The organism is Arthrobacter sp. AOP36-F1-5, assembly GCF_058137995.1.
In genome coordinates this window covers 496,020-521,476 of sequence record NZ_CM176892.1, presented here as the reverse complement: position 1 = coordinate 521,476, position 25,457 = coordinate 496,020, and the positions used below count along the sequence as shown (strand labels likewise).

The following is a 25,457-nucleotide window of genomic DNA, read 5'->3' as shown; positions in this document are numbered from 1 at the left end:
GGTGCACGCACTGGTCCCGCCGGAAAGGGGCGCACGATGAAGATCCTGATCACCGGGGCCGGGGGACAACTCGGGGCCCCGACGTTTGCCGCGGTGGAGGCCGCCGGCCACGAGGCCGTGGGGACCTCCAGTTCCGGGCGGGTCGGCCTGCTCCCGGCCGACCTGTTCACCGGAGCAGGTCTCAACGAGGCCCTGCGCGGGGTGGAGACGGTTGTGCATTGCGCCCATACCGGGGGTGCCCGGGATCTGAGGCTCGCCCGGAACCTGGTGGCTGCCGTCCAGCGGGCCGGCATCGGACATCTGGTGCTCATCTCGATCGTCGGCATCGAGGACATCCCGCTGTCCTACTACAACCAGCGGCTCGCGATCGAAAGGGTCGTGCAGGCCTCCGGGGTGCCGTTCACCGTGCAACGGGCCACCCAGTTCCACTCATTGATCGACGGGCTCTTCACCGCCCAACGCCACCTACCGGTCGTGTTGGCCCCGGCCGCACGGTTCCAGACCATCGCCGTGCCCGAGGTGGCCGGCCGGCTGGCGCATTGGGCTGCCGGCGTCCCCCAAGGCAGGGTGGCTGACATCGGCGGCCCCGAACGACTGGGCATCGGTGAGCTGTACCGGCAATGGCGCACGGCCCGCGGGGGCAGACGCCCCTCGCTCCAGGTGCGCCTGCCCTTCCTCCAGATCTTCAAGGGGCTCGACGCCGGGGCGAACCTGGTCCCCGGAGAACCCTACGGGGACCAGACCTTCGCGCAGTACCTGCAGGAGCGGCCCGGTCCCCGCTGAGGTGCGGGACCGGCACCCCCTACCCCCATCTCTCCAGGGGTGCCGGCATCTTCGTGATGGTTGGCTCAGAAGGCCCAGTCGGAGTCGGTGGTGTCCTCCCCCTTGCCGATGACATAGGAGGAACCTGAGCCGGAGAAGAAGTCATGGTTCTCATCGGCCCCCGGGGACAGGGCGGCCAGGATCTCCGGGTTGACCTCGGTTTCCTCGGCCGGGAACCGTGCGGGATAGCCCAGGTTCATGAGCGCCTTATTGGCGTTGTACCGCACGAAGACGGCCACGTCCTCCATCAGCCCCAGCGGCTCGTAGAGCGCCCCGGAGTAGTCCAGTTCCAACTCGTAGAGTTCCTCGAGCAGCTCGTACGTGAACACGCGGATCTCTTCTTGTTCCTCCCGACTGCGGGTTTCCAGCCCGCGCTGGAACTTATAGCCGGAGTAGTACCCGTGCACCGCCTTGTCCCGCAGGATCAGGCGGATCATGTCCGCGGTGTTCGTCAGCGTCGCGTGCACCGAGAAGTGCAGGGGCAGATAGAAGCCCGCATACAGCAGCAGCGAGGACAGCAACGTGGAGGCGACCTTGCGTTTGAGCGGATCATCCCCGTAGTAGTGGTGCAGGACCTTCTTGCACCGTTCCTGCAGCTGGTCGTTGCCCACGGCCCAGGCGTAGGCCTCATCGATTTCCCGGGTGCTGGTCAGCGTCGAGAAGACCGAGGAATACGAGCGGGCGTGCACGGCCTGCATGAAGGCGATGTTGGTGTAGACGGCCTCTTCGTGTTCGGTCCGCGCATCCTGGATCTGGCTGATCTCCCCGACGGTCGCCTGGACGGTGTCCAGCATGGTCAACCCGGTGAAGACCCGCATGGTCAGGGTTCGTTCCTCCTGGGACATCCGCTGCCAGGCCGGGATGTCGTTGGAGAGAGGGACCTTCTCGGGCAGCCAGAAGTTGGCCGTCAAACGGTTCCAGACCTCCAGGTCCTTCTCATCGGTGACGCGGTTCCAGTTGATCGGCCGCAACCGGGCGGCGGGGTCGATCCGGTAGGAGGGAGGGGTGACTGAGTCGCGCAGCAGGTGCTCGGCGACCGGGGCCTCTGGGGACAAGCTCATGGGTATGGGGTCTTCCTTCGTCGGGGGTGGAGGGTCAGAGTTCGCAGGAAACGCAGTTCTCGACTTCGGTGCCGGTCAGGGCCATCTGCCGCAACCGGATGTAGTAGAGCGTCTTGATGCCCTGGCGCCAGGCATGGATCTGCGCCTTGTTGATGTCGCGGGTGGTGGCGGTGTCGCGGAAGAACAACGTGCAGGACAGTCCCTGGTCCACGTGTTGCGTGGCCGCTGCGTAGGTGTCGATGATCTTCTCGTAGCCGATCTCGTAGGAGTCCTTGAAGAACTCCAGGTTCTCGTTGTCCATATGCGGCGCCGGGAAGTACACGCGTCCGAGCTTGCCTTCCTTGCGGATCTCGATCTTCGAGGCGATGGGGTGGATCGACGCGGTGGCGTTGTTGATGTAGCTGATCGATCCGGTCGGGGGCACCGCCTGCAGGTAGGCGTTGTAGATCCCGTGCTTCTGCACGGATTCGCTTAGTTCCTGCCAGTCCTGCCGGGTCGGGATGTCCACGCCGGCTTCACGGAAGACCTCACGCACCCGCGCCGTGGCCGGCTCCCAGACCCTTTCGGTGTATTTCTCGAAGTAGGAGCCGTCGGCATAGGAACTGTTCTCGAAGTCCCCGAAGGCCTGTCCGCGGTGGATCGAGATCCGGTTCGAGGCGCGCAGTGCGTGGTAGGTGACCGTGTAGAAGTACATGTTCGTGAAATCCACGCCCTCCTCGCTGCCGTAGTGGATGCGCTGGGACGCCAGGTAGCCGTGCAGGTTCATCTGCCCCAGGCCGATCGCATGGGAGAGCTCGTTGCCGTGGGCGATGGAGGGGACCGCGTCGATGTCCGAAAGCTCGGAGACACTGGTCAGCCCGCGTACCGCGGTGTCGACCGTGCTCGCCAGGTCACCGGAGGCCATGGCCGCGGCGATGTTCAGCGATCCGAGGTTGCAGGAGATGTCCCGGCCGACCTGCTGGTATCCGATGGCGTTGTCGTAGTCCGACGCGGTGTTCACCTGCAGGATCTCCGAGCACAGGTTCGACATGTTGATCCACCCCTTCAGCGGGTTGGCGGCATTGACCGTGTCTTCGAACATCACGTACGGGTAGCCCGATTCGAATTGCAGTTCGGCGATGGTCCTGAAGAAGGCCCGGGCGCTGAGGGTCTTCTTGCCGATCCGCGGGTTCGCGACCATCTCGTCATAGTGCTCGGTCACCGACAGATCCGAAAGGGCCGTGCCGTACTCCCGCTGGACGTCATAGGGCGAGAACAGGTGCATGTCCTCCCCCCGCTTGGCCAGCTCGAAGGTCACATCGGGGATCACCACACCCAGCGAGAGGGTCTTGATCCGGATCTTTTCATCGGCGTTCTCCCGTTTGGTGTCCAGGAACGCCAGGATGTCGGGGTGATGGACGTGCAGGTAGGCGGCGCCGGCGCCTTGGCGGGCCCCGAGCTGGTTGGCGTAGGAGAAGGAGTCCTCCAGGATCTTCATGACCGGGACGACGCCGGAGGCCTGGTTCTCGATCTTCTTGATCGGTGCGCCCTGCTCGCGCAGGTTCGTCAGCAGCAGTGCGACGCCGCCGCCGCGCTTGGAGAGCTGCAAGGCGGAGTTGACGCTGCGGCCGATGGATTCGAGATTGTCCTCGATGCGCAGCAGGAAGCAGGACACGAGTTCACCGCGCTGGGTCTTTCCGGCATTCAGGAACGTCGGGGTGGCCGGCTGGAACCGTCCACTGAGCATCTCCTGAACCAGCCTGCCGGCCAGCTCCTCGTCCCCGCGGCCCAGGAACAATGCGGTGGACACCACGCGGTCCTCGAAGGTTTCCAGGTAATGGTCCCCGTCGAAGGTCTTCAGGCTGTAGCCGGCATGGAACTTGAAGGCGCCCAGGAAGGTCGAAAAGCGGTACCCATGGGCGTAGGCACTGCGATACAGCTCCTTCACGAACGCCCAGGGGTAGGCGCGGATCGGCGCTTCCTCGTAGTACTCATTGGCGATGAGGTAGTCGATCTTCGCTTCCAGGTCGTCGAAGCGGATCATCCGCGGTTCGACGTGGCCCGCGAGATAGGCCTCGACCGCTTCATGGTCCTTGCCCAGTTGGATCGAACCATCGGCGGCGAAGAGGTTCAATTGCGCGTTCAGCGCGTGGTAGTCCTTGCGGGCCCCGATGCCGTCGGTGGTGGGCTCCATGATGTCGGTGGTCATGCGTACTCCTCGAGTGGTGTGGTGGCGTGGTGGTCGTGCCAGAAGGTGGAGAGGCCCTCGCGGACCCGGTGTACATCGCGTTCGGTGCCCAGCAGTTCGAACCGATACAGTTCGGGCACCTGGCATTTATCGGAAATGACCGTCCCGGCCAGGCAGTAGTCCTCGCCGAAGTTCGTGTTCCCGGCGGTGATCACCCCGCGCAGTAGGCCACGGTTGACCGGATCGTTGAGGAAGCCGATCACTTGTTTGGGCACTGCCGTGGAACGGTGGCCTCCCCCGTAGGTGGGCACCACCAGGACGAACGGGCGGGAGACCTGCAGCTCTCCCTCGATCCGGGGGCGCAAGGGAATCCGCACCGCGGGCAGGTCCAGCCGTTCAATGAAGCGTCGGGTGTTTCCTGAGACGCTGGAAAAATACACCACCTCCGGCGAGGTGTCCGTGTCGAGCGGGGTGGACGCCGTGCGCCCGGCCCCGTCCAAACGCCCCGATTCAGTCGTCTTCATGCGCAAGGCTCCTTGACTCCCGCCCTGACGGCGGATCTAGATGTTGTGGTCAGTTGACCCCTCATGGCCTACATCTAGTAATAGCACCTCATTGAAACACTTGTCTACGTGGCTTCGTAGTATCTAGTTCGAAGTACCGAACTCTATAATCGTCCCTGAAATACTCCCGCGGGAAATGCCGGCCCCTCGAGGCTCAAGAGCATGAAAACAGGGATTTGCCTGCGGAAGTGCGCTTGACGTGGGTGCCCGGACAGTGGTCCGGGGCGATAGGACAGCACAGCGAGGGGGTGCACGTGGCACCCCCTCGCCGGGAGGAGTATCTGCTGTTGTCCTTTTCCGATCAGTCGGGACGACGTTTGGGAATGGTGTCGACCTTCTCCCAGCCGCGCCGGACGTCCCGCGATCCCGCATGGGCATCACGGCTGCGGTAGAGGACGTAGGGGCGGAAGATGTACCCCACTGGCGCCGTGAAGACGTGCACCAGGCGGGTGAAGGGCCACAGCGCGAAGAGGAAGATGGCGATCAGGGCGTGGAACTGGAACGTGAACGGGGCATCGACCATCAAATCGGGCTGCGGGTTGAAATAGAAGATGCTGCGGAACCAGATGGAAACGCCTTCGCGGTAGTTATAGGCTCCAGCCACGCCCGAAACGGTATTGGCCAGTCCTGCCACGATGACCAGCCCGAGGGTGAAGTACATCGTCTTGTCCATCTTGGTGGTGGCGCCCAGTACGGCCTTGGTGAAGCGTCGCCGATACAGCAGCCCGATGAATCCGACGATCGTGAAGACCCCCGCGATGGCTCCGACCGAGATCGCCATGAAGTGGTACATCCCTTCGGAGATCCCGACGGCATCGGTCCAGGCCTGGGGGATCCCCAGACCCATGACGTGGCCGAGGAAGACCGCCAGGATCCCGAAGTGGAACATCGGGTTCGCCCAGCGCAGGATGCTGCTCTCGTACATCTGGCTCGACCGTGAGGTCCACCCGAACTTGTCATAGCGATACCGCCAGATGTGCCCGAGGATGAAGATGGTCAGACAGATATAGGGAAAGATCAGCCACAAAAAGACATTCAACGGGTCGTCCATTACATGCCTCCCGGCATCGGCGCCAGATCCGGCGTTCCATAGGTGTCCAAGCCGACTTCCTCTTCTTCGGGGCCTTCGGCGATCAGCCGTTGCACGGCCTCATGGTCCTTGCCCTTCAGTGCTGGCAAGGTGGCGCAGACGGAATCGATGGCCCCGAACCAGGGGGATTCGACTTCGCGCAGATGGATCCGCAGCAGCTCCAGACCCGCACGGTTGTCCAAGATGATCTTCAGCCCCGCCTTGACGTCGGTCAGGGCCCCGAACTCCAGGACCACGCACAGATGATCCGGGAGCTGGTCCTCGGTCAAGGTCAGTCCGGCCTTCACATAGACCTGCTTGATGCGCAGGAGCGCCAGACCCCGTTTCCGGGTCTCCCCGTTGGAGAAGTACGTCAGGAACAGGCATCCCCGACGCCGGGTGTCGAAGGTGTCGACATATTCGCTCTGGATCTCGCGCAACGTCCCCTGCTGCAGGTGCTGGATGGTCTTCTGCAATCCCGCCCCGACCTTCGTGGGCAGGCCGGCGGCCACTTCACTGAGTAGTTCCAGCCGGGAGAACAGTTCCTCATCGGGGTAGTCCAGCAGGATGGACGCGGATTGCCAGATCCCGGTGAGCTGTTCGGTGGAGTATTTGAGCGCGGGGGCCTTGGGGGGTGTCATGAGGAGGATCCTCCCTGCGGCGAAGCCGCCGAGTCCGACGACGATTCGGGGAACAACCCCTCGGGGGTGCCTTGGCCGTCCCAGTTCAACAGGTTGATGCGCACTCCTTCGGGACGTCCCGGCACATCGGGGGATCCCAGGCCCGGGTCCTTGCCCATATCCGGATCCTGGGCGAAGGAGCCGTCCATCCCGCCCATGCCGCCCATACCCGGACCGCCGTCGACGTCGAGCGAGCACTCGGTGGCGATGTTCTCCAGTTTGTGGGCGTCTTCGTAGTGGGCGGAGGGGATGACATAGCGTTCTTCATATTTGGCGATGGCCAACAGACGGTACATGTCCTGGACCTCCTGGCCGGTCATCCCCACCGATTCGGCAATGGACTCCTGGGGTTCCCACCCCATATTGATATCGCGCATGTAGGAGCGCATGGCCGCCAGCTTATGCAGCACCAGATCCACCGGCTTGGTGTCCCCGGCCGTGAAGAGCCCGGCCAGGTACTCGATGGGAATCCGGAGCTTGTCGATGGCCGCGAACAGGTTGTCCTGCTTTTCGGCGTCCTCGCCGGTGTCGCTGACCGCATCCACCACCGGGGAGAGCGGCGGAATGTACCAGACCATCGGCATGGTGCGGTATTCGGGGTGCAGCGGCAGGGCCACCTTGTATTTGTTGATCAGCGCGTAGATCGGCGACCGCTGGGCCGCTTCCACCCAGTCCTCGGGGATGCCGGCCTTGAGCGCCTCACGCATGACCTCGGGATCGTTCGGATCCAGGAACACCTCGCGCTGGGCTTCATACAGGCCGTGCTCGTCCGGGGTGGATGCGGCCTCGAGGACCCGGTCGGCGTCATAGAGCATCAGGCCGAGGTAGCGCAGACGACCCACGCAGGTCTCCGAGCAGATCGTGGGTTGGCCGATCTCGATGCGCGGATAGCAGAACGTGCACTTCTCGACCTTGCCGGTCTTGTGGTTGAAGTACATCTTCTTATACGGGCAACCGCCCACGCACTGCCGCCAGCCGCGGCAGCGGTCCTGGTCCACCAGCACGATGCCGTCCTCTTCGCGCTTGTAGATGGCGCCGGTGGGGCAGGAGGAAACACAGGAGGGGTTCAGGCAGTGTTCGCAGATGCGGGGCAGGTAGAACATGAACGTCTGCTCATATTCGAATTTGATCTTGTCCCCGACCTTCTGCAGGATCGGGTCGTGGTGGGTGTTCTCCACGGACCCGGCCAGGTCGTCGTCCCAGTTGGACGACCAGGTGACGGTGGTGTCCTGCCCGGTGAGTAACGATTTGGGCCGGGCTACCGGCATATGGTCCTGGGCGGGAGCCGTGGTCAGGTTCTCGTAGTCGTAGGTCCACGGCTCGTAGTAGTCCTTGATGCCTGGCAGATTGGGTGCGGCGAAGATGGTCATCAGGTTCTTCAGCCGGCCACCGGCCTTGAGCTTGAGCCGACCACGCTTGGTCAGCGTCCAGCCGCCCTTCCACTTCTCCTGGTCCTCATAGGTACGCGGATAGCCCAGACCGGGCCGGGTCTCCACGTTGTTGAACCAGATGTGTTCGGCACCGGAACGGTTCGTCCAGACCTGCTTGCACGTGACCGAACACGTGTGGCAACCGATGCACTTGTCCAGGTTCATCACCATTGCCATTTGAGCCATGACACGCATTAGTACGTCACCTCCTGGTTGCGGCGGCGAATGACCGTGACTTCGTCGCGTTGGTTTCCCGTCGGCCCCATGTAGTTGAAGGCGTAGGTCTGCTGGGCGTAACCGCCGATCATGTGCGTGGGCTTGATCATCAGGCGGGTGAGCGAGTTGTGGTTGCCACCGCGCTGGCCGCTGGTCTCGGAGAGCGGCATATCGATCAGCCGGTCCTGCGAGTGATACATGAACACGGTGCCCTCGGGCATCCGGTGCGAGACGATGGCTCGTGCCGTGGTCGTGCCGTTGCGGTTGACCGCCTCGATCCACTCGTTGTCCTTGACCCCGATCTTCTCGGCGTCCAGCGGACTCATCCAGATTCCCGGACCACCCCTGAACAGCGAGAGCATGAACAGGTTGTCCTGGTATTCGGAGTGGATGGACCACTTATTATGCGGGGTCAGGTACCTGACGGACACGCCCTTGGAGGAGGTGGAACCGATGGCCGGTTCATCGAATAGCGCCGTCATGTCCAGCGGTGGCCGGAAGATCGGCAATCCCTCACCCAGTTCGGTCATCCAGTCGTGGTCCAGATAAAAGTGCATCCGGCCGGTCAGGGTATGCCACGGTTTGAGTCGTTCAACGTTGATGGTAAACGGGGAGTACCGCCGGCCGCCGGTTTCAGAACCTGACCATTCGGGTGAGGTGATCACCGGCGCCGGACCGTTTTGTGTATCGGCGAACGTCACCCGGTGGCCTTCGTTCTCCGAGGACAAGTCGTGCAGCAAGGTGCCGGTGCGTTTCTCCAGCGTTTTGAAACCCTGGGTCGCCAAATGTCCGTTGGTGGTGCCGGAGAGGGTCAGGATCATCTCGCAGGCCTGGTAGTCCTTGAGGATGTCGGGGCGCCCATGGCCCGCACCTCCCCTCACGGTTCCGTTCTTGATCTTTAGTTCTTCGATTTCCCGGCTCACGTCAAAGGTGATGCCCTTGGTCGTGGCCCCGAGCGTGTCCATCAGGGGTCCGATCGAGCGCATCATGTCGCCGATCTTCGTGTAGTCGCGTTCGACTTCGATGATCTTGGGCATGGTGACCCCGGGCTCGGGCTCACATTCGCCGTATTTCCAGTCCCTGACCTTCCCATGTGGGGAAACCATCGCATCGGGGGTGTCATGGGTCAGCGGCGCCGCGACGACGTCGGTCTGCTTGCCCAGGTGCGGTTCCGCCAGACGGCTGAACACCCGGGAGATTTCCTGCCAGGCGTCCCAGTCCGTACGGGATTGCCACGGCGGGGCGATGGCCGGGTTGAAGGAGTTCACGAACGGGTGCATGTCAGTGGTGGACAGGTCGTACTTCTCATACCAGGTGGCCGCCGGGAGCACGATATCCGAGTGCAGCGTGGAGCTGGTCATTCGGAAGTCCAGCGTGGTGAGCAGGTCGAGTTTCCCCGTCGGAGCCTTCTCCCGCCATTTCACGTCCTTGGGGCGGAAGCGTTCTGCGGTTTCCTCGGCACTGATGGTGTGCGAGGCCCCCAGCAGGTGGTTCAGGAAGTATTCGTTGCCCTTGGCCGAGGAGCCGATCAGGTTCGAGCGCCACAACGAGAGCACCCGGGGGTAGTTATCCGGAGCATCGGGGTCCTCGGCGGCGAAGTTCAACCGTCCCGCCTTGATCTCGTCAACCACGTAGTCCTTGGCCGACTGGCCCTTCTGCCTGGCCTGGGCCCCGATGATCAAGGGGTTCCGGTCGAAGGTGGGGTAGGAAGGCATCCACCCCAGCCGGGCCGATTGGGCGATGATGTCCGCCGTCGTCTTTCCGGCGAGCTGCCCCTTGCCGGTTTGGGCGGTCAGGGCATCGGCACCGAACTGGTCATAGCGAAACTGGTCGGTGTGGAGGTACCAGTAGGCCGTCTGCACCATGTTGCGGGGAGGACGCAGCCAGTCCAGTCCGTTTGCGAGTTGGTTGTATCCGGTGAGTGGACGGACCTTTTCCTGTCCGACATAGTGCGCCCAGCCGCCGCCGTTCACGCCCTGGCAACCGGTGACGGTCGTCAAGGTCAGGAAGGTGCGGTAGATGGTGTCGGAGTGGAACCAGTGGTTGGTGCCGGCTCCCATCAGGATCATCGAGCGGCCCTTGGAATCCTCGGCGTTCTGCGCGAATTCCCGACCGATCCGTTCGCAGGCCTCGGCCGTGACGCCGGTGATATTGGCCTGCCAGGCGGGGGTGTTCGGCGATTCGGCGTCGTCGTAGCCCGTGGGCCACTCCCCCGGTAGCCCGGGGCGCCCCACGCCGTATTGGGCGAGCATCAGGTCGAAGACCGTGGTGACCAGCCGTCCGGCCACCCGGCGTGCCGGGACGCCGCGGCGGATGACACCGATATTGCCCTGGCCGGCGTCGAAACGTGGCATGTCGATGGATACGTTTTCGTCGGCACCATCGATCAGGGTCAGCTTGGGGTCGATATCCCCGAGGTTGAGGTTCCATTTGCCCTCACCGGTTTCGCCGTAGCGGTGGCCGAGGGTGCCCGGGGGCACCACGAGGCGGTCGGTGGCCGCATCAACCAGGACCGTCTTGAATTCGGGGTTTTCAGCTTCCGCCTCAATCTCTCCGTCCAGGTCGGCGGCGGTCAGGAACTTGCCGGCAGTGAACATCCGTTCTCCGTCGGCGTCCTGCGCTTCGTCGAGGGTGACCAGGAACGGCAGGTCGGTGTACTTCTTCACGTACTGGGTGAAATAGGGGGTCTGCCGGTCCACGTGGAATTCCTTGAGGATGACATGTCCCATGGCCATCGCTAGGTGTACTGCCCATAGACGTTAGTTAAGCGGCTGATTGGTGGCTGGTTCCCGATTGCAGTGTGGGGCCTGTGGTGATTGTACGCATGGATCCAATCCGGCAGTGCTTCGCGGCGGGTGGCCTCGCTGCCATAGAACCTGGCGTAGGCCCAACCGTCGTTCAGGGTCCGATGGAACCGCTCGATTTTCCCATTGGTCTGGGGCCGGTAAGGGCGGGTCCGCTTGGGCGTGATGGCCAGCTCGGCGCAGGCGTCACGCCAGGCATGCGAGCGGTAGGCGGACCCATTATCAGATAGCACGCGCTCCACGACGACGTCACGGGCAGCGAACCACGCCACGGCCCGTTCCAGTACCGCGATGGCCGTTACCGACTTCTCATCATCATGAATCTCGGCATAGGCGATACGCGAGTGATCATCGATGACCGTGTGCACGAAGGCGGTTCCCATTTTCGGGGTGTGGTTCGCATTGCGGGGCTTGTCCGGGGTTGCTGCACGGTTCTTGTCTCCGGCCTGCCGGCCCACGAACCGGTGCCCGCCGCCGTCGGGAATATTGCCGAATTTGGTGACGTCCACGTGGATCATCGATCCCGGATAGGGGTGCTCATAGCGGCGGATTTTCTCACCGGTGACCCGGTCGATATAGCGCAGCCTGTTGATCCGGCAACGTACCAGCACTGCGTGCACCGTCGAGGCAGCCAGGCCCAGCCGGTAGGCGATCTGGACGGGCCCCAAGCGCTTGCGCCAGCGCAGTGCCACGATTTGTTTGACCGCTGCCTGCGGGGTGCGTGCAGGACTTGTCCGGGGTCTGCTGGGCTTGTCGGCCATCCCGGCCGCGCCGTGGGCTCGGTAGCGGTCGGCCCAGCGTTTGGCGGTGGGCCAGGAGACCATGAACATTTTCGCTGCGGTGGAGACGCTCCACTGCTGGTCAACGATGAGCTTGGCGATTCTCAGACGTGCTTTGGGGGTCAGGGCTGCATTAGCGTGGGACATGAAGGCCTCCTGTTTGTGAAGTGGTTTCTTAGACAGCTCCACTCCACATCGGGGGGCCTTCGTCATCCCATCAATTCAGACCGTGTCGTCGCACGAGTTCAACCAACGTTGCTGGGCAGTACAGCTAGGGCGCCGTCGGTTCCCGGTTCGGCGGGCATCCATTCATCGGCGAATTTGGTGCTGTCGGCGAAGTCGGGGGAAACGACGACCACTTTTTGTCCCCGGTAGCGGGCTTCGATCATCCAGTGGGCATCGGGGGTCCGCGTCACCGGGACGTTGGTGCCCCAGATGACCAAGTAGCCGGCATCCCACCAGTCCCCGGATTCGGGTACGTCGGTCTGGTCGCCGAAAACCTGGGGGGAAGCGACCGGCATATCGGCGTACCAGTCGTAGAAGCTGAGCATGGACCCGCCGATAAGGTTCACGAACCGGGCACCTGAAGAGTGCGAGACCATCGACATGGCCGGGATGGGCGAGAACCCTGCCACTCGGTCGGGACCGTATTTGCGGATGGTGTGCACATGGGCGGCCGCGACGATCTCGATCGCTTCGTCCCAGGTCGCACGCACCAGCCCGCCCTTGCCGCGGGCACTCTTGTACCGCACGGCCCGCTCGGGGTCCTCGGTCAGATCGGCCCAGGCCAGCACCGGATCCTTCAGCCGGGCCTTGGCTTCCCGGTACATCTCCAGCAGGACGCCGCGGATGTATGGGTAGCGGGTTCGGGTTGGCGAATAGGTGTACCAGGAAAAAGAAGCGCCGCGCGGGCAACCGCGCGGCTCGTATTCCGGCTTATCGGGGCCGGTGGTGGGGTAATCGGTGGCCTGGGTTTCCCAGGTGATGATGCCGTCTTTGACGTAGACATTCCAGGAGCACGACCCCGTGCAGTTCACCCCGTGGGTCGATCTGACCACCTTGTCGTGGCTCCAACGATCCCGGTAGAAGGAATCCCCGGAACGGCCCCCGACCTTGAGTAGCGTGCGTCCATCGGGCGAGACGACTTCCTTCGGTTTGAAAAACCTCCGAGTCCTGATCAGCGCATCTTGTAGTCCGCTATTCATGGTCGTGCTCATGTCGGCCCTCCCGCATTCGCCGTTATACGGCCCGCCATGAGGCCGTATGCCTCCTCGGACAGGGGGTTTCCGAATCCTGTGGAATCAAAGACCCCGCGTCGATGAAACTCACAGTAGCAGGGAAAAAATGAGACCACCATCACATAGTTGCAATCAACAAAACTGCAGGTGACATGGGAAATTCTTCACGCTCTAAGGTTCCGGCCCGCGGAGGGAACGACGAAGGCCGCCCCCGCGGGAGCGGCCTTCGAAGAGCTGATCCGCGCGGACTCGGCTCAAGGGGAACCGGAACCATCACGCTCGCGGGTCGCCGGTCAACCACCGTGGGCTAGGCGAAAGGCAGCACCAGTTCTGCGTAGCGTTCCTTCACGGTGGAGAGGACCGTATCGCCGTCGGTATCCCAGATTTCCTGGTTGAAAATTTCCACCTCGATATCCCCGGTGTACCCGGCATCACGGACCCAGGAGCCGATGGTCGCGAAGTCGATGACACCGTCTCCCATCATGCCGCGGGAAAGCAAAGCGTCGGCTGCGATAGGCAGGTTGAAATCGCAGATTTGGTAGGAAGCGATCCGCTGTTCGCGGCCGGCCCGCCCGATCTGCGCCTTCAGATCAGGGTCCCACCAGACGTGGAAGGTGTCTACGGCCACGCCGACGGCGCCCGGATCGTACGGTGCCGCCAGGTCCAGGGATTGCCCTAGCGTGGAGATCAGGGCCCGGTCTGCCGCATACATCGGATGCAGCGGTTCAAGGACCAGCCGCACCCCGTGTTCGACGGCGTAGGGCACCAGGTCCTTCAGGCGGTCGGCCACGCGTTGGCGGGCCGCGACGACATCCTTCTCCCCCGGGGCCAAGCCGCCGACCACCAGGAACAACTCGGTGGTGCCCAGCGCCACGGCCTCTTCGATCGCCGCACGGTTGTCGGCCAGCGCCACTGCCTGGCCCTCGGCATCGGCTGCCGTCAGGAAGCCTCCCCGGCACAGCGATGAGACCCGCAGTCCGGCATCACGGATCAGCTGCGCCGATTCCGCCAGGCCGTGGTCTGCGACGATGTCCCGCCAGGGGCCGATGGCCGGGATCCCGGCGCGGACGCAGCCGTCCACGACCTCGGGCAGGGTCCATTTCTTGGTGGTGGCGCTGTTCAGGGCCAACCGCGAGAAATCGCTCATGCTCCCACCCCATTGGTCTGAAGGAAGGTGGACATCCGGGCTGCGGAGCGCTCAGGATCTAGGAGCAGCCCGGCAGCATCGGCCAGTTCGAAGGTGGTCGCCAGGTGCATGAGCGACCGGCCCGAATGTAGTCCGCCCACCATCTGGAAACCGGGCTGCTGCGCGTTGATCCACGAGAGGAACGCAATGCCCGTCTTGTAGTAGAAGGTGGGGGCGCTAAAGATGTGCTTTCCCAGTTCCCGGGTCGAATCAAGGGTGGCTCGTGCCGCCACCGAATCACCGGCGTCGTAGCTTTGCAGCGCTGCGGAGGCCGCCGGGTAGATGGCGGCGAAGATGCCCAGCAGCGCATCGGAGTGGTGACTGCCGTCCCCGTCGATGAGTTCGGGATAGTTGAAGTCATCCCCGGTATAGAGCCTGACCCCTGCAGGCAGTGAGGCCCGTAGTGCGACCTCGTGCCCGGCGTCGAGCAGGGAGACCTTGACCCCGTCGATCTTCTCGGCATGACCGCTGACCAGCGAGGAGAACGTATCGGTCGCCGTGGCGACGTCATCGGAGCCCCAGTAGCCGGCCAAGGCCGGATCGAACATGGTGCCCAGCCAGTGCAGGATCACCGGTTGCTTGGCCTCACGCAGCAACGTCGAATAGACGTGCAGATAGTCCTCGGCGTCGGTGGCCACGGCGGCCAGCGCGCGGGAGGCCATCAGGATGGTCTTCGCGCCGGCCTCCTCCACCAGAGCCATCTGCTCGCGGTAGGCATCGAGCACGACGTTCAGCCCGGCAGGGCCCGAGGGGACGGTGGCCAGATCCAGCTGGTCGGTTCCCGCGCCGCAGGCGAGCAGATCGCGCACCGATTTGCCGGCGGTGGCGGGGGCCTTCGAGGAGACCACAGCGGCCGCTTCGGCGGCACTGCGGCGGATCAGTTCTCCGGTGGCCGCCCAGTCCAGACCCATGCCGCGCTGGGCGGTGTCCATCGCATCGGCGACACCCAGGCCGTAGGACCAGAGTTCGTGGCGGTAGGCGAGGGTGGTATCCCAGTCCAGTGCCGCCGGGGCTCCGGGCACGTTCTCCGCGTGCACGTCGGGGATGACGTGGGCCGCTGCGTAGGCGTGCCGGGAGGTGATCGGGGCGGTGGGCCTGGACCAGGTCCGTGCCTCGGATAGCTGGTGCGTGCGGGTTCCGCCGTCGTTCCGGGGAAGAATCAGCGAGGCCATCAGAGCGTGATTTCCGGGATGTCGATGGTACGGCGTTCGTCGTTGGAGCGCAGGCCCAATTCGGCCAGCTGGACGCCGCGGGCCGCGGAGAGCAAACCGAAGCGGTGTTCGCGTCCGGCGACGACGTCGGCCAGGAACTCTTCCCACTGCAGCTTGAAGCCGTTGTCCAGCTCGGCGTTGGCCGGGACTTCCTGCCATTGGTCGCGGAAGGATTCGGTCACCGGCAGGTCGGGGTTCCAGACCGGCTTGGGGGTGTGGGCGCGCTGCTGGGCGACGCACTTATTCAGGCCGGCCACTGCCGAGCCGAGCGTTCCATCGATCTGGAATTCGACGAGTTCGTCGCGGTAGACCCGCACGGCCCAGGAGGAATTGATCTGCCCCACGACCTCGTCGCCGGCGGGGGTCTCGAGTTCGAAGATGCCGTAGGAGGCGTCATCGGCGGTCGCGACGTATTCCTGGTCCTGCTCGTCCCAACGGGCCGGGATGTGGGTGGCGGTCTTGGCGTTGACGCTTTTGACCTTCCCGATGATCCCCTCGAGGACGTAGTTCCAGTGGCAGAACATATCGGTGGTCATGCCGCCGCCGTCTTCGGCGCGGTAGTTCCAGGACGGACGCTGCGCTGACTGCACATCGCCTTCGAAGACCCAGTAGCCGAATTCGCCGCGGATGGACAGGATGCGGCCGAAGAATCCCTCATCGACGAGGCGGCGCAGCTTCACCAGCCCGGGCAGGTAGAGCTTGTCATGCACGACGCCGGCGGTCACCCCGGACTCGGTGCCGATGCGGGCGAGCTCGATGGCTTCGTCGAGGGTTTCGGCGGTGGGCTTCTCGGTGAAGATGTGTTTGCCGGCCTGCATGGCCTTCTTCAGCGTCGCGGCGCGCAGGCTGGTCATCGAGGCGTCGAAGACGACGTCGACGGTCGGGTCGTTGATGACCGCATCCAGATCGGTGCTCCATTCGGCGACCCCATGCAGTTCTGCAAGTTCGCGGACCTTGGCTTCGTTGCGCCCGATGAGGATCGGCTCGACCTGGACGCGGCTGCCATCGGCCAGGGTGAAGCCTCCGGCGTCGCGGATCGGCAGGATGGATCGCAGCAGGTGCTGGCGGTAGCCCATCCGGCCGGTAATGCCGTTCATGGCGATACGGATGGTGCGTGGTGTCGAGCCCATGGGACCTCTTTGCTGGGGGTGGATGGTATGAAGACTGATTGGGAAAGCGCATTCCCGTTGTGTCCATCATGCCCATCCAAACAATGCTTGGCAAGCGCTTTCCCAAACTTTTCTGTCATGCGATACTGGAACTCTTGTCCACCATGTGAGCCGTGACGGCCGGCGAAGGGGTAGCGATGTCCGCAACGACACTGGCCGAGGTGGCCCGCAAGGCAGGAGTCTCCCCCGCCACCGCGTCCCGGGTACTCAATGGTTCGGCGCGGATCCCCGGACCGGAGATTGCCGCAAACGTCCGGCGGGCGGCCCTCGAACTGGGGTACGTGCCCAATGCGCAAGCTCAGGGGCTGGCGAAATCCAGCTCGGGGGTCATCGGCCTCATCGTCCACGACATCGCCGACCCGTACTTCGCGGCCATCGCCCACGGCGTCCAGGAAGCTGCGCGGGAACGCAATAAACTCGTCATGCTCGCCACCACCGGCGGCACCCCTGCAGAGGAGGCCACCGCAGTCTCCGCCTTCGCCGCCCACCGGGCTGATGCCATCATCCTGGCGGGCTCGCGGACCACCGCTGCTGCGGACCGTGAAGCCAACAGCACCTTGGCCAACGAGCTGGACCTCTACTGCCGTAATGATGGCCAGGTCGCCGTCATCGGTCGCCCCGTGGAGGGGACCGGTTCCCCCGAACACCACCATGTCATCGCCGTTCCCAACGAAGACCTGGCCTGTCAGCTGGCGGGCGCATTGGCCGCCACCCATCGCGGCCCCTTCCTGATCGTGGCGGGCCCCGAGGGCTTGGCCACCTCGGACGATAGGGTCCGTGGATTCCACCATGGTCTACACGCCGCGGGTGTTCCGGCGGCCGAGGTCTTGCATACCGGATTGGACCGGGCTGGCGGCCATGCCACCGGCGCCGAGCTGGCACCACGGGTCGCCGCGGCTCACCGGGAAGGGGCCCCTGTCTGCCTTTTTGCGGTCAGTGACGTGATGGCCATCGGGCTGGTCGCCGGGCTGCGTGAGGGCGGGGTCCAGGTTCCGCGCGACGCCGCCGTCGCGGGATTCGACGATATCGAGACGCTGCGGGATTTCCATCCCGGATTGACCACCGTGCGGCTGCCGTTGCTGCACATCGGACGGATCGCCGTCGAAAGCACCGTGGCCCTCCCTGGAGGTGCTGCCGGAGCCGAACCCACCGTCACCGGCGAACTCATGCTCCGACGCAGCACCACCGCGGCGGGGCAGGGCTAACGCGGTATTAGTGCCGCGCCAGGCTGAACTGCACCGGCAGCCCGTCCCGGGTGCGGACCGCGATCTCGGTGCGCCCCTGCCGGCCATGATCATGGCCGTGGCGTCCTCCATGATGGTCGTGGCCGCCGTGGCCCTTGCGGGAAGTGACCTTCACGCCGTCGACCTTTTCGGCTAGCTTCCAGGAGCCCTTGACCTTCACGGTCAGGGTGTGGGCCTGGCTCGCGTTTTCCCTCCAGGACACCACGTAGGGAAGGACACCGCCGACGAAACGGCCCTTGGCATCGTATTGGTCCGGGTCTTTGCCCGAATACAGGCGGAGATCCGGATCCGTCACCGACATGACCAGACGGTTCTTTTCACGCCGGGTCATCAACAACGAAGGAGTATCCACCCCTTCGATATCGCCCTCGAACCCGTGCCCCGCCTCGAAGACCGCGTAGCCGGTGATACCGGTCTCCCGATCGCGGACTGCATGCCGGTCGGAGCGCGCCTCCAACACCTCATAGGGGGCTCGCCGGCCGCCCATGGCTTTCGCGAAGGCCGCCGTTTGTTGTGGAGTCCGCCCGATCAGCATCGCGTATTCATAGGATCCGCTCCTCGGTTTGGTCCCATGGCTCAGCCACGCCGTGGCGAAGTCCCCACTGGTGGGTTCTCCGGAGCTCTGGTCCTTCGACTTCTGCGTGGAACGCTCGATCCCCAGGTGCTGCTTGGCCGGGATGTAGTAGCCATTGCCCTTCCCGTCGGCCAGCCATTGTGCATGCTTGGATTTCTTGCGCGATTTGCGCTCGAGCGGGAAGTCGGCGACGGGCCGGGTGGAGTCGATGTAGGTGGGCTCCGACGTCGCCGCCAGGTGGCTCTGGAACAGGGTCGTCCCCGTTTCGTTTCGGCGGTCATTGTTTTCGATCCCCGTACCCACTGCGATGACCCGCTCGTCGAAAAGGAACACTGATTTGCGGGCCCGGTGGCTGGGATCCCAGGAAGGGATCTCGTGCAGGTCCATGGCAAAGAGACCGTGCCGGCCATCGATGTTGGTGGCCCCGCCGAAGCGCGAATCCGAGAGTGGCATGATTTCCACTCCGAGCCCGAGATCGATGAACAGGTCATCAACGGGCTTATGGATCGCCGTCGTGCCCGGGAAACGCCCCCAATCCCAGCCTTCCTGGGAGAACCCGCTATCCAGCAGGGTGATCGGATCGCCCGTGGACTGAACGTTGATCTGCCCGTAGGTGCCGTAGCGGCCATAGATATTGGCGTTTTCGTAGGTCTCCGAGCTCCACAGGTAGCGGTTGTGTCCGCGAACGGTCACCGACCAGTCCTCGCGGCGGTGCACTCCGAGGGCGCCGTAGTTGTAGGTCCAGTGGCCCGTCGGGGAATCTTCCACGGTGACCCCGGTAGCAGCCAATTTGGCGGCCAGCCGTTGGTGGATCGAAGACTGCTTTTCCGGCAGCAGGCGCAGGAAGGCAGCCCCCAGTTCGGGGTCCAGGGCCTTCTTCCCGTCGGGCGTGCCAGCCTGGAACAGCCACTGGAAGGGATCGAGCTTGAGTGTTTGGCCCGCCTTTGGATGGCGGTTACACACGGTCAGCGACCATTCGAATTTATTGGCAAAGGTGCGCATCCCCAGCACCGCCTTTTTCAACAGGGAGTGCGCCGCCTCGGACAGACGGAACGACGTGCCACCCAGGACCATGACCATTGGCGCCAGTCCGGAGAGGCCATCAGCGCTGTAGGCGGGGTAGAACCCGACATGGTGGAATCCCGAGCCATCGGCTTTAATTCCGCCCTGCAAACCGTCACTTGGCTGCAGGGTGACATCGAGGAAGTCGCGGACGGCTGAAAGCCAAGCCGCCTGTTCGCCAGGAGTCTCCCGCAGCATGGCCGCTGCCACAAGGCCCCGGACGTTCGTGTTGTAGATGTCCATGATGCCATCGCGTCGCAGCGGGCGTTCGAGAACGCGCCCCAGGCCGACGAACCAGTCGACATCGGCCCGGGCTTCCTCCAGCAATCCTTCATCCTGGAGGACGTCCTTCATGATAAAGACGGAGTCGTAGTACCCACGGATGTTGTATCCGAGATGGTGGACACTGCCCTGGCTACTGCCCTTGGCCCAACCCACGCGGCGAAGATGCAAGACGGCGCGGACGTACAGCTCGGCCACCAGCGGCCTGCGCGTGGCATCGGCACGTTCCCAGGCCCGGGCGATCTTCTGCATCAGATCCGTGAGCGTGCGCAGTTTGGCGCTTCCAGCCAGCGCAGCCAGTTCGGGGGCGATCTGAGGCGGGAAGATGGCCTGCTGGTTCAAGAGGACCGGTGTCGCCGGCCCACTGGTGGACCGCTCGGGGATGCCGAGCTTGGCCAGTTGCGCCGTCAGATCGGCCACCTGCGAGCCCGTGGTCGCGCCGCCACCGGTGAGGTAGGCCTCAAGGTACCTGGACTTCACCGTCGACACATCGGCCAGCAACGTCGCATCTGTGACCGGTGCCGGCGCCTGGGCATCCTGTAGTTCCTGGAACTTCAGCAGGGCGAGCCAATGCGCATTTTGCGCCGTATCGGCTTCCGGGTTGACGAAAGGGGCCTGCTCGCTCCGCATCGGGTGGTCGGTGCGCATGGACATGTTCAGGACCAGCTGGTCCAGGAAGAGCGTCCCGGAACCCGACGACGGGGCGACGAACCGGAGGGTATCCATGTCGCGGCGCGGTGTGCCTTCCAGGTCCTGGGCCAGGCGGATCCAGACGGTTCGCCAGCCGGTGAAGTCCAGATGGAGGTCGCACCAGGCGTCCTTGCTTCCCTGCCGGCCGAATTCCAGGCGCAGGGTGCCCTGGCGGGCCGTGGAATTGTAGATCCACAGGCCGAAGGTGCTGCGCGATCCGAGCTTCGTCTCGTCGTCCTCCGGGATTCTGGAGTCCTCGGCGTCCAGTGCCGCATCGATCTGCAGGACGGAGCCGGCGGAGTAGTCCCAGCGGAGGGAGTGCTTGCCGATGATGGCCTGCTCGTCACTGATCGCGGGCTCCGCCCCCGAGACCGCAGTGACCTGCTCGGGCACCTTCGTTTCGAAGAGGAAGGTCGGCGGCTGCAGGGCCAGGGCCTTCGCTTCGACGTCACCGGGAGCCGCGGGGGCCATCGGGACCCGGGCACCGGCGGCTTGGGCAGGTGCGGCGCTGAGCGCGAACGCAGCCCCCGCGCTGGCGACGCTGCCGACCTTGATGAGGGTGCGTCGGTTGAATTCGAGGTTGGTCCAGTTCATTGTTTTCCAATCTTCTCCGGTACGCGAACGGGCAACCGGAAGGGCTTTCCATGAGCTCAATCTGGTAGACACCTCCGGCATTTCACCGGGTGCCTCCAGCTGGGACACGGTCAGTCAAGGTGACGCACACCATAGGAATAAATGAGCACCCCGAAGTTCTGTCCGGCCGCGCGGGCCTCAAGCCGGACGGCGGATTAGCTCGAGGACAGCGAGTCGAGGATCTTCCGGGTGGCGGCCAGCGCCTCGCCCAGCTCCGGCAAATCGGGGTTCCAGGCCTTCTCCCATTCCAAGGACACCCAGGGGTCGACTCCGGTCGGCGCCTGTTCCCCGTACAGCCGGAGCATCTTCTCCAACGGGATGTCCCCCTCCCCTGGCAGGGTCAGGATCGGGGCATCGGCGGTGGAGCCACGGCGGGCATCCTTGAGCTGGAGGTACTCGATGCGCCCGGCGAGCGCCTTCACGGTCGCTTCGGGTTCCTCCCCGCGTTTCCACGGGTGCAGGACATCCCAAATGGTGCGCACCGCGCCCTGCGGCCCCAGCGGGAACAGGATGCGTGCGGCATCGACCCCGCGTGGATGCGAATCATGAGTCTCCAATAAGAGCTGGACCCCATGCATGGCCGCCGGCCCTTCGGCCGCCGTCAGCCTGCGGACTGCATTTTCCTCCAACTCAAAGGCCTCCTCGCGGTCGTCCTCGGAGGTTGAATCCAGTCCGGCACCGGGAAAGACCCTCACGGCCTTCGCCCCGATGTCTGCCGCGAGCCGCAGCGCGGCCTCGAGTTCCCGAAAGACGTCGATGTCCTTTCCGGGCGCGCAGATCTTGACATAGCTCCCCACCGCCAAGATGGTGATCCCGGCATCGGCGAAGGCGGTCTTGACCTTCCCACGCTCGGCGTCGTCCATGCTGGCGGAGATAATTCCACCCTCGTGCATCCGCAGTTCGACGCCGGTGGCACCGTGCTCGCCGGCGAGCGCCAGCACTTCGTCGACATCGGCGTCTGGGCATCCCAACGTGGAGAAGGACAGTTGCATGGGGCGTGGTGCTCCTTGGTATCGCTGACGGTGGTGTGCTCCATTGTTGGCCATGTTCCGTTCAGGCGCTACTGCTTTATTCCTTACCTTGACGTGCCGTTGAGTTCCCCTCCAACAGGGCACCGGCACTCGGGGCCGGCCCCGTCACGGACATCAGGAGCGAATTCATGGACCAGGAACTATCCCGCAGGACCGCGCTTAAGGGCGCCGGAGGGGTGGCCGTGACCGGCCTGCTCCTGAGCTTCATCAGCCAAACCGCCCAGCCTGCCCAGGCTGCCGAATTGCCCGCCTTATCAAGCGCCGATTTCGCCACACTGCGCTCCACCTGGGTGGACCAGCTCACCGGCCGGAGGGAATTCATTGCCGGCGATCGGGATTTCGCCAACGCCTTGGCCACCCTGGACCACGCCGCCGCATCGGCCGTGGCCACCCTGGACTCCTCCACGGCCAGAGCCCGGATCTTCACGGACTTGGACCTGGCCGCAGCCGGGGACCTGCGCTATACGTATGTGCGCTTATCCCAGATGGCCACTGCTTGGGCCACCCCCGGGGCGGCTTCCTTCGGCCAGGGCACCTTGTTGAAGCAGATCCGTGCCGGGCTGTCCGACGCCCACCGGCTGCGCTACAACGACACCACTGAGGAGGAGGGCAACTGGTGGGCCTGGGAAATCGGGGTTCCCCGGGCCCTGGCGGACACGCTGGTACTGCTCTTCGACGAGCTGGACGAGGACGAGCGGGCCGCATACTGCGCAGCGATCGACCACTTCGTGCCGGACCCGTGGCAGCAGTTCCCGCCCTCGCGCGGGAAGATCACCTCGGTCGGGGCGAACCGCGTGGACCTGTGCCAGGGCATCATCGTCCGCTCACTGGTCGACGGGAACGAAGAGAAGCTCCACCATGCCGTCGCCGGACTGGCCGAGGTGTGGCAGTACGTCACCAGCGGCAACGGCTTCTTTGCCGACGGCTCCTTCATCCAGCACAGCACCACCCCCTATACCGGCTCCTACGGGGTGGTTCTGCTCAGTGGTCTCGCCAAGCTCTTCGCGCTGCTCGGTGGAACCGATGCCGCGGTCTCCGATCCGAGCCGGGACATCCTCTTCAAAACCGTTGAGGACTCCTTTGCCCCCTGCCTGATGGCCGGGGCCATGGCCGATTCGGTGCGCGGGCGCAGCGTCTCCCGCGAGGAAAACACCGGTTTCGATTTGGGGGCCAGCACCATCGAGGCCGTGCTGCTGCTGTCACGTGCCGTCGACGCACCCACCGCCAAGCGCTGGCGCCGGCGCGCGTTGCAATGGATCACCGATAACGACCACGCCCCCATTCTGGACGGAGCCAGCGTCGCGCGTACGGCACTGGTGAAGGAACTCCTGTCGCTGGGCCTGTCGCCGGCGGCCCCACTGGCCGGCCATTTCCTGTTCCCGGCCATGGACCGCACCATGCACCGCGGCCCCCAATGGTCGCTGTCCACGGCGATGTGCAGCAACCGGATCTCCTGGTACGAATGCGGCAACGGCGAAAATGACCGGGGCTACCATTCCGGCTCGGGCATGACCTATGTCCATGACGCCGATCTGGGCCAGTACGACGACGCCTTCTGGGCCACCGCAAACCATGTCAGGCTACCCGGGACCACCGTAGACACCACGTCCCTGCCGGATAGGGTCGAGGGCCAGTGGGGGGCCGGGACACCGGACAACGAATGGACCGGCTCGAGCGCCAACGAGGAGATCGCCGCCGTCGGACAGCATCTCATCGGTCCCGGAGGCACCGGGCTCAGCGCCCGCAAATCCTGGTTCGTCAGCGAGGACGTCATCGTGTGCCTGGGCTCCGACATCCACACCGGTTCCTCGGCACCGGTGGAAACCATCGTGGACCACCGCAACCTGCACCAGGGCTCCAACGCCTTGGTCACCGCTTCGGGGCGCGTCGCGGCGGCGACCGATGCTGAGTCAGTCCTCTCATCGGACCGCTGGGTCCATCTAGAGGGCTTCGGCGCTTACGTCGCGCTGGACGAAGCGCCACTTCACGTGCTGCGCGAACGCCGGTCGGGGTCCTGGTCAGATGTCAACGCCAAGGGCAGCACCGAGGTGCAGAAACGCAACTACGCCACGCTCTATTTCGATCACGGCACCTCACCGGAGCAGGCCGGCTACGCGTACCTGATCGCCCCGGGCGCCTCGATCCAGGGGGCTGCGAAACTCGCCCGACGGAAGCAGCACACGGTGCTGCGTAATGACGCGGTCGCCCAGGCCGTCTCCTTCGCCCACGAGAAGACGCTGGCCGCCACGTTCTGGGGGCAGGGCACGGTCGCCGACCTCGAACTGTCGGGCCCGGCCTGCGTCGTCCAGCGCGAGGACGGAAACCGGCTTCAGTTGTCGATCAGCGAACCCACCCAGGGCGCTTCCTCGCTCTCGTTGACCTTCAGGACCAGGCGGCGCTACCGGCTCCTCGAGGGTGATAGAGCCAGGCTGACCCGCAACGCCGACGGGTCGACGACGCTAGAGGTCGATACCCGCGGTCTGGCTGGGGCCACGGTGCACCTCGCCGTTCAGGCCAAGGGCCCGCGGACCTTCACGCCGTCGGGCCGGCAGCACTAGGAGCCGGGGCCCGGCGGTCCGTCGGGCCCGCGGTGGCGGTGCCCGGCACGGTGGCACAGGATTCGCGCACCACAATGCGCGGTCGCAGACGGATCTGGTAGATCGGGCAGGCATCGCCTTCTTTCAACCGGCGCAGCAAGATCTCTGCGGCCATCATGCCCAAACGGTGCTTCGCGGGCGAGATCGCCGTCAACGGGATCGGGGCGATATCGGCCATCTCATCGTCATAGGAGACCAGGGATAGTTCCTCGGGCACGTTCACCCCACGCCTCAGGGCTGCGGTCTGCAGCAGTGTCGCTTCGCGGTCCCCGAACACCAAGGCCGCCGTCGCACGGCTGTCCCGTAGCCGGGTATACATGGCCTCGGCCTGATCCTGCTCCCATTCGGGTTTTGTCGAACTGAAAATCGGCAGTTCCTCCCCGTCGGCAAAAAGTCCGAGGTCGACTACGGCACTGCGGTACCCGGCGACGACGGCCGATTGGGTGGGGTTGGCGCTCTTGCCCGCTACATTCGACCTCGTCAACACGGCGATGCGTTCGTGGCCCAGCCCGGCCAGGTGTTTCACCGCGTCATAGGCCCCGCCCTGGTGGTCGGAGCAGATGTGTTCGGTCCGATCCGCAGCCCCGAGGTCCTCGAGGCTACGCTCGAGCAGCACCACCGGGACCGGCAGGGCCGCCAGTTCGGCGACCCTCCGCTCCGGATCGGGAATGCCGGTCAGGGTCGGTACGAGCAGCAGCCCGTCGACGCCGGCGTCGAGCAGGAACTGGATGCTGGAGTTCTCCCGGCTCAGATCGTAATGGTAGGTGGACAACTGCAGGCTGGCCCCCTGCGCCGTGAGGTGCTCCTCGATCCCCTGCAGGACTTTCGGATAGTACAGCTGGGTATCCGGCAGCAGAACACCGATGGTGTAGCGCGGTTTCTTCAAGGCCCGCGAGGGTGGGGGGGGCGACGAAGCTGCCGGCGCCCTGCCGCCTGATGACGAGCCCTT

16 protein-coding genes and 2 pseudogenes are annotated in these 25,457 nt (G+C 64.5%); 3 read left to right on the top strand and 15 right to left on the bottom strand.

Annotation, left to right across the window (positions count from 1 at the left end; translation table 11 throughout):
- Positions 1–36 precede the first annotated feature (36 nt).
- A complete protein-coding gene (locus AC3ZI9_RS02410) occupies positions 37–783 on the top strand; it encodes an SDR family oxidoreductase (RefSeq protein ID WP_444554211.1) in 747 nt (248 codons plus the stop codon).
- 65 nt (positions 784–848) lie between these two features.
- Here the strand turns inward: AC3ZI9_RS02410 and nrdF are convergent, their stop codons facing one another.
- From nrdF to AC3ZI9_RS02350, 12 genes and pseudogenes are all read right to left on the bottom strand, one after another.
- Positions 849–1,883 carry a class 1b ribonucleoside-diphosphate reductase subunit beta gene (gene nrdF / locus AC3ZI9_RS02405; RefSeq protein ID WP_443384211.1) on the bottom strand — a complete coding sequence of 345 codons (1,035 nt, stop codon included), beginning with the start codon at positions 1,881–1,883 and terminating at the stop codon, positions 849–851.
- A 34-nt stretch (positions 1,884–1,917) separates the two neighbouring features.
- The gene (gene nrdE / locus AC3ZI9_RS02400) at positions 1,918–4,071 is read right to left on the bottom strand and encodes a class 1b ribonucleoside-diphosphate reductase subunit alpha (RefSeq protein ID WP_443384210.1); all 2,154 of its coding nucleotides are present in this window, start codon (positions 4,069–4,071) and stop codon (positions 1,918–1,920) included.
- On the bottom strand, positions 4,068–4,574 hold the full coding sequence (gene nrdI / locus AC3ZI9_RS02395) for a class Ib ribonucleoside-diphosphate reductase assembly flavoprotein NrdI (RefSeq protein ID WP_444554212.1): 507 nt from the start codon (positions 4,572–4,574) through the stop codon (positions 4,068–4,070). Before nrdI ends, nrdE begins: the two co-directional genes overlap by 4 nt.
- A 340-nt stretch (positions 4,575–4,914) precedes the next feature.
- Positions 4,915–5,664 (bottom strand): respiratory nitrate reductase subunit gamma, encoded by a 750-nt coding sequence (gene narI / locus AC3ZI9_RS02390; RefSeq protein ID WP_443384208.1) that lies wholly within the window; start codon positions 5,662–5,664, stop codon positions 4,915–4,917.
- Positions 5,664–6,323: a nitrate reductase molybdenum cofactor assembly chaperone gene (gene narJ / locus AC3ZI9_RS02385; RefSeq protein ID WP_443384207.1), complete on the bottom strand. Its 660-nt coding sequence runs from the start codon at positions 6,321–6,323 to the stop codon at positions 5,664–5,666. Before narJ ends, narI begins: the two co-directional genes overlap by 1 nt.
- Positions 6,320–7,987 (bottom strand): nitrate reductase subunit beta, encoded by a 1,668-nt coding sequence (gene narH, locus AC3ZI9_RS02380; protein WP_443384206.1) that lies wholly within the window; start codon positions 7,985–7,987, stop codon positions 6,320–6,322. The genes narJ and narH overlap by 4 nt, the downstream gene beginning before the upstream one ends.
- Positions 7,987–10,749, bottom strand: a pseudogene (locus tag AC3ZI9_RS02375) (molybdopterin-dependent oxidoreductase); the annotation flags it as partial. The gene narH and the pseudogene AC3ZI9_RS02375, both read right to left, overlap by 1 nt.
- Positions 10,746–11,738, bottom strand: a complete 993-nt coding sequence (locus AC3ZI9_RS02370; protein ID WP_489923507.1) for an IS481 family transposase — start codon at positions 11,736–11,738, stop codon at positions 10,746–10,748. The gene AC3ZI9_RS02370 and the pseudogene AC3ZI9_RS02375, both read right to left, overlap by 4 nt.
- Before the next feature lie 104 nt (positions 11,739–11,842).
- Positions 11,843–12,808 (bottom strand): annotated as a pseudogene (locus AC3ZI9_RS02365) (molybdopterin-dependent oxidoreductase); the annotation flags it as partial.
- Between the two features lie 328 nt (positions 12,809–13,136).
- The gene (locus tag AC3ZI9_RS02360) at positions 13,137–13,976 is read right to left on the bottom strand and encodes a sugar phosphate isomerase/epimerase family protein (RefSeq protein ID WP_444555176.1); all 840 of its coding nucleotides are present in this window, start codon (positions 13,974–13,976) and stop codon (positions 13,137–13,139) included.
- Entirely contained in the window at positions 13,973–15,187 is a 1,215-nt protein-coding gene (locus tag AC3ZI9_RS02355; protein WP_444555175.1) for a dihydrodipicolinate synthase family protein, read from the bottom strand. The genes AC3ZI9_RS02360 and AC3ZI9_RS02355 overlap by 4 nt, the downstream gene beginning before the upstream one ends.
- Positions 15,187–16,356: a Gfo/Idh/MocA family protein gene (locus AC3ZI9_RS02350; RefSeq protein ID WP_444555174.1), complete on the bottom strand. Its 1,170-nt coding sequence runs from the start codon at positions 16,354–16,356 to the stop codon at positions 15,187–15,189. The genes AC3ZI9_RS02355 and AC3ZI9_RS02350 overlap by 1 nt, the downstream gene beginning before the upstream one ends.
- Positions 16,357–16,532: 176 nt before the next feature.
- Here AC3ZI9_RS02350 and AC3ZI9_RS02345 point away from each other — a divergent pair, with 176 nt between their 5' ends.
- Positions 16,533–17,600, top strand: coding sequence for a LacI family DNA-binding transcriptional regulator (locus AC3ZI9_RS02345; RefSeq protein WP_444555173.1), 1,068 nt, complete (start codon positions 16,533–16,535; stop codon positions 17,598–17,600).
- A gap of 7 nt (positions 17,601–17,607) precedes the next feature.
- Here the strand turns inward: AC3ZI9_RS02345 and AC3ZI9_RS02340 are convergent, their stop codons facing one another.
- Both AC3ZI9_RS02340 and AC3ZI9_RS02335 read right to left on the bottom strand, forming a co-directional pair.
- Positions 17,608–20,841, bottom strand: a complete 3,234-nt coding sequence (locus tag AC3ZI9_RS02340) for a chondroitinase family polysaccharide lyase (RefSeq protein ID WP_444555172.1) — start codon at positions 20,839–20,841, stop codon at positions 17,608–17,610.
- Positions 20,842–21,035: 194 nt separating this feature from the next.
- Positions 21,036–21,872 carry a sugar phosphate isomerase/epimerase family protein gene (locus AC3ZI9_RS02335; protein WP_444566608.1) on the bottom strand — a complete coding sequence of 279 codons (837 nt, stop codon included), beginning with the start codon at positions 21,870–21,872 and terminating at the stop codon, positions 21,036–21,038.
- 167 nt (positions 21,873–22,039) lie between these two features.
- On the opposite strand from AC3ZI9_RS02335, the gene AC3ZI9_RS02330 reads away from it, so the two are divergent.
- Positions 22,040–24,469, top strand: coding sequence for a polysaccharide lyase 8 family protein (locus AC3ZI9_RS02330; protein ID WP_444566607.1), 2,430 nt, complete (start codon positions 22,040–22,042; stop codon positions 24,467–24,469).
- Here AC3ZI9_RS02330 and AC3ZI9_RS02325 read toward each other — a convergent pair.
- Positions 24,444–25,394 (bottom strand): substrate-binding domain-containing protein, encoded by a 951-nt coding sequence (locus AC3ZI9_RS02325; RefSeq protein WP_489923806.1) that lies wholly within the window; start codon positions 25,392–25,394, stop codon positions 24,444–24,446. The two genes, AC3ZI9_RS02330 and AC3ZI9_RS02325, sit on opposite strands and share 26 nt — an antisense overlap.
- Positions 25,395–25,457 lie beyond the last annotated feature (63 nt).

Bases quoted from the DNA above. Each gene is read 5' to 3' on its own strand.
- AC3ZI9_RS02345 (WP_444555173.1), top strand. From the start codon at position 16,533: ATGTCCGCAACGACACTGGCCGAGGTGGCCCGCAAGGCAGGAGTCTCC.
- AC3ZI9_RS02410 (WP_444554211.1), top strand. From the start codon at position 37: ATGAAGATCCTGATCACCGGGGCCGGGGGACAACTCGGGGCCCCGACG.
- AC3ZI9_RS02340 (WP_444555172.1), bottom strand. From the start codon at position 20,841: ATGAACTGGACCAACCTCGAATTCAACCGACGCACCCTCATCAAGGTC.
- nrdE (WP_443384210.1), bottom strand. From the start codon at position 4,071: ATGACCACCGACATCATGGAGCCCACCACCGACGGCATCGGGGCCCGC.
- AC3ZI9_RS02370 (WP_489923507.1), bottom strand. From the start codon at position 11,738: ATGTCCCACGCTAATGCAGCCCTGACCCCCAAAGCACGTCTGAGAATC.
- nrdF (WP_443384211.1), bottom strand. From the start codon at position 1,883: ATGAGCTTGTCCCCAGAGGCCCCGGTCGCCGAGCACCTGCTGCGCGAC.
- narI (WP_443384208.1), bottom strand. From the start codon at position 5,664: ATGGACGACCCGTTGAATGTCTTTTTGTGGCTGATCTTTCCCTATATC.
- AC3ZI9_RS02360 (WP_444555176.1), bottom strand. From the start codon at position 13,976: ATGAGCGATTTCTCGCGGTTGGCCCTGAACAGCGCCACCACCAAGAAA.
- AC3ZI9_RS02330 (WP_444566607.1), top strand. From the start codon at position 22,040: ATGGACCAGGAACTATCCCGCAGGACCGCGCTTAAGGGCGCCGGAGGG.
- nrdI (WP_444554212.1), bottom strand. From the start codon at position 4,574: ATGAAGACGACTGAATCGGGGCGTTTGGACGGGGCCGGGCGCACGGCG.
- narH (WP_443384206.1), bottom strand. From the start codon at position 7,987: ATGCGTGTCATGGCTCAAATGGCAATGGTGATGAACCTGGACAAGTGC.
- narJ (WP_443384207.1), bottom strand. From the start codon at position 6,323: ATGACACCCCCCAAGGCCCCCGCGCTCAAATACTCCACCGAACAGCTC.
- AC3ZI9_RS02350 (WP_444555174.1), bottom strand. From the start codon at position 16,356: ATGGGCTCGACACCACGCACCATCCGTATCGCCATGAACGGCATTACC.
- AC3ZI9_RS02355 (WP_444555175.1), bottom strand. From the start codon at position 15,187: ATGGCCTCGCTGATTCTTCCCCGGAACGACGGCGGAACCCGCACGCAC.
- AC3ZI9_RS02335 (WP_444566608.1), bottom strand. From the start codon at position 21,872: ATGCAACTGTCCTTCTCCACGTTGGGATGCCCAGACGCCGATGTCGAC.